The organism is Pseudokineococcus marinus (genome assembly GCF_013004605.1).
Classification (GTDB): Bacteria; Actinomycetota; Actinomycetes; order Actinomycetales; family Quadrisphaeraceae; genus Pseudokineococcus; species Pseudokineococcus marinus.
In genome coordinates this window covers 1-2,917 of sequence record NZ_JABEMA010000352.1, presented here as the reverse complement: position 1 = coordinate 2,917, position 2,917 = coordinate 1, and the positions used below count along the sequence as shown (strand labels likewise).

At 76.7% G+C, this 2,917-nt stretch carries 3 protein-coding genes; 2 read left to right on the top strand and 1 reads right to left on the bottom strand.

Going from position 1 to position 2,917, the window contains the following annotated elements; genetic code table 11:
- The first annotated feature begins 165 nt into the window (after nt 1-165).
- On the top strand, nt 166-1,197 hold the full coding sequence (hrcA, locus tag HLB09_RS15260) for a heat-inducible transcriptional repressor HrcA (RefSeq protein WP_171204180.1): 1,032 nt from the start codon (nt 166-168) through the stop codon (nt 1,195-1,197).
- Nucleotides 1,198-1,307: 110 nt separating this feature from the next.
- The gene (dnaJ, locus tag HLB09_RS15255) at nt 1,308-2,426 is read left to right on the top strand and encodes a molecular chaperone DnaJ (RefSeq protein WP_171204179.1); all 1,119 of its coding nucleotides are present in this window, start codon (nt 1,308-1,310) and stop codon (nt 2,424-2,426) included.
- A 134-nt stretch (nt 2,427-2,560) separates the two neighbouring features.
- On the opposite strand, the gene HLB09_RS15250 is transcribed toward dnaJ, so the two are convergent.
- Nucleotides 2,561-2,917 (bottom strand): Gmad2 immunoglobulin-like domain-containing protein (locus HLB09_RS15250; protein WP_212771182.1); only part of this gene is annotated, 357 nt, incomplete at its 5' end.

The following is a 2,917-nucleotide window of genomic DNA, read 5'->3' as shown; positions in this document are numbered from 1 at the left end:
GGTGAGTTTGGTCGCTACCGGCCCCCAGATCGGCCGACTGCTTCCGGCGACCTGCTACGGACACACTCCCTCGCTCGTACGCGCCGGCCGGGACTTGCCCAGGGCGAGCCGCGCCGGCCCGGCGGCGCGCAGCCGCGGCGGGCGGACGAGGGCGGAGGTGCACCGGTGAGCGACGAGCGGCGGCTGGCGGTCCTGCGGGCCATCGTCGAGGACTACGTCGCGACCCGGGAGCCGGTCGGCTCGAAGGTGCTCGTCGAGCGCCACAGCCTGGGGGTCTCGCCCGCCACCATCCGCAACGACATGGCCGTCCTCGAGGAGGAGGGCTACATCGCCCAGCCGCACACGAGCGCCGGCCGCGTCCCCACGGACAAGGGCTACCGCGCCTTCGTCGACCGGCTCTCCACGGTCAAGCCGCTGTCCCCGGCGGAGCGGCGGGCCATCTCGACCCTCCTCGACGACGCGACGGACCTCGACGACGTCCTCACGCGGACCGTGCGGGCGCTCGCCCAGCTCACGCGCCAGGTCGCCGTCGTCCAGTACCCGTCCCTCAGCCGGGCCACCGTCCGCCACGTGGAGCTCGTGCCGCTCGGCGGCCCGCGCCTGCTGCTCGTCCTCATCACCGACTCCGGGCGGGTCGAGCAGCGCACGGTCGAGGTCGGGCACGAGGTGCCCGAGACCCTCGTCGCCGAGATGCGCACGCGCCTCGGCGAGGCGTCCGCGGGCGCCCGGCTCTCCGACGTCGTCGCCCGCCTGCCGACCCTGCCCGAGCGCTTCCGCCCGGAGGACCGCGACGTCGTTCGCGCCGTCCTGCGGGCGCTCGAGGACTCGCTGTCCGCCGAGCGGGAGGAGCGCGTCGTCCTCGCGGGCACGGCGAACCTCGCGCGCGCGGGCACCGACTTCCCCCAGTCCATCTCGCCGGTCCTCGAGGCCATCGAGGAGCAGGTCGTGCTCCTGCGGCTGCTCGGGGAGATGGCCGACGACGCCGCGGCGGCGGCGGGCGGCGTGTCCGTGCGCATCGGGCGCGAGCTCGAGCACGACCGGCTCCTGGACGCGTCGGTGGTGACGAGCGGCTACGGCTCGGGCGGCCAGGTGGTCGCCCACCTCGGCGTCCTCGGCCCCACGCGCATGGACTACCCGACGACCATGGCCGCCGTCCGGGCGGTGGCCCGCTACGTGTCCCGCATCATCGGCAGCTGACCCGGCGGGCGGGCGCCTGGTGGGCCCGCCGCCCGCGCGTCCCCGGCCCGAGCGCCGGCGGCCGCCGTCCCGACCCACGGACCTGACCCCGACAGGAGCGAGCACCCCTGGTGAGCGACCACTACGAGGCCCTCGGCGTCCCGCGCGACGCCTCCACCGAGGACATCAAGAAGGCGTACCGGAAGCTGGCGCGCAAGCTGCACCCGGACGTCAACCCCGGCGAGGCCGAGCGCTTCAAGGACGTGTCCGCGGCCTACGACGTGCTGTCCAACCCCGAGAAGCGCCGCGCCTACGACCGCGGCGAGAGCCTCGGCGGCTTCGGCGGCGGGGGCGCGGGCGCGGGCTTCGGCTTCTCCGACATCTTCGAGACCTTCTTCGGCGGCGCGGCCGGGGGCGGCGGGCGGGGCCCGGCCTCGCGGGCCCGCCGGGGCCAGGACGCGCTGGTGCGCGTCGAGGTCGACCTGCGCGACGCCGTCTTCGGCGCCGACCGCGAGCTGCAGGTCGACACCGCCGTCGTGTGCTCGACGTGCCAGGGCTCGTGCTGCCAGCCGGGCACCTCGCCGCGCACGTGCGAGGTCTGCGGCGGCCGCGGCCAGGTGCAGCGCCAGGTGCGCAGCTTCCTCGGCCAGGTCATGACGACCGCGCCGTGCCCCAACTGCGGGGGCTTCGGCACGACGATCCCCAACCCGTGCCCCGAGTGCGCGGGGGAGGGGCGCGTGCAGGAGCGCCGGACCCTCACGGTCCGCATCCCCCCGGGCGTCAGCACGGGCACCCGCATCCAGCTGGCCGGCCAGAGCGAGGTCGGCTTCGGCGGGGGCCCGCCCGGCGACCTCTTCGTCGAGGTCGTGGAGCGCGACCACGAGACCTTCACCCGTCGCGGCGACGACCTGCACTGCACGGTCCAGGTGCCGATGACCGCGGCCGCGCTGGGCACGACCCTGTCCGTCGACACCCTGGACGGCTCGCAGTCCGTCGACGTGCGCGCGGGCACCCAGTCGGGCGAGGTGCACACGCTGCGGGGCCTCGGCGTCGGGCACCTGCGCGGCGGCGGCCGCGGCGACCTGCTCGTCCACGTGGACGTGCAGACGCCGACCCGGCTCGACGAGCGCCAGGAGGAGCTGCTGCGCCAGCTCGCCGAGATGCGGGGCGAGGAGGCGGCCGAGGGCCGTCTGACGAGCGCCGGCGGCGGGGTCTTCGGACGGCTGCGGGACCTCATCTCGGGACGGTGACGCACCCGGTGCCCCCCTCGGGGCACCGCCGGGGACGCGACCGGGCCCCGACGACCGCGAGCCGGTCGTCGGGGCCCGGTGCCGTCGGGCGTCCGACGGCAGGAGCGGGGCGCCCCTGACGGGGTCGGCCTCCCTCAGGCCCTGACCGTGAAGCTCCGCTCGACCGCGGGCATCCCGCCGCCCTCGCCGTCGGAGTAGTCGGGGATCTCGACGCGGACCGTGTAGGTGCCGGCGGGGAGGTCGACGAAGGCCTCCCACGAGCCCTGCGCGCCGAGGGGGGCGGCCGTGCCGTCCGCGCCCTCGACGACGGACGAGCCGCGCAGGACGGTCTGGGTGCCCTTGCGCACCTGCCAGACGACCGTCGCCTCGGCGGCGCTGGTGGCGGTGCCGACGAGGTGCACGGTGCAGCCGGCGGGCAGCGCGGCCCCCGCCGCGGGTCCGGAGATCGCCACGCGGGGGGCCGAGGCCGTGGTGCCGGCCGCCAGGCCGGC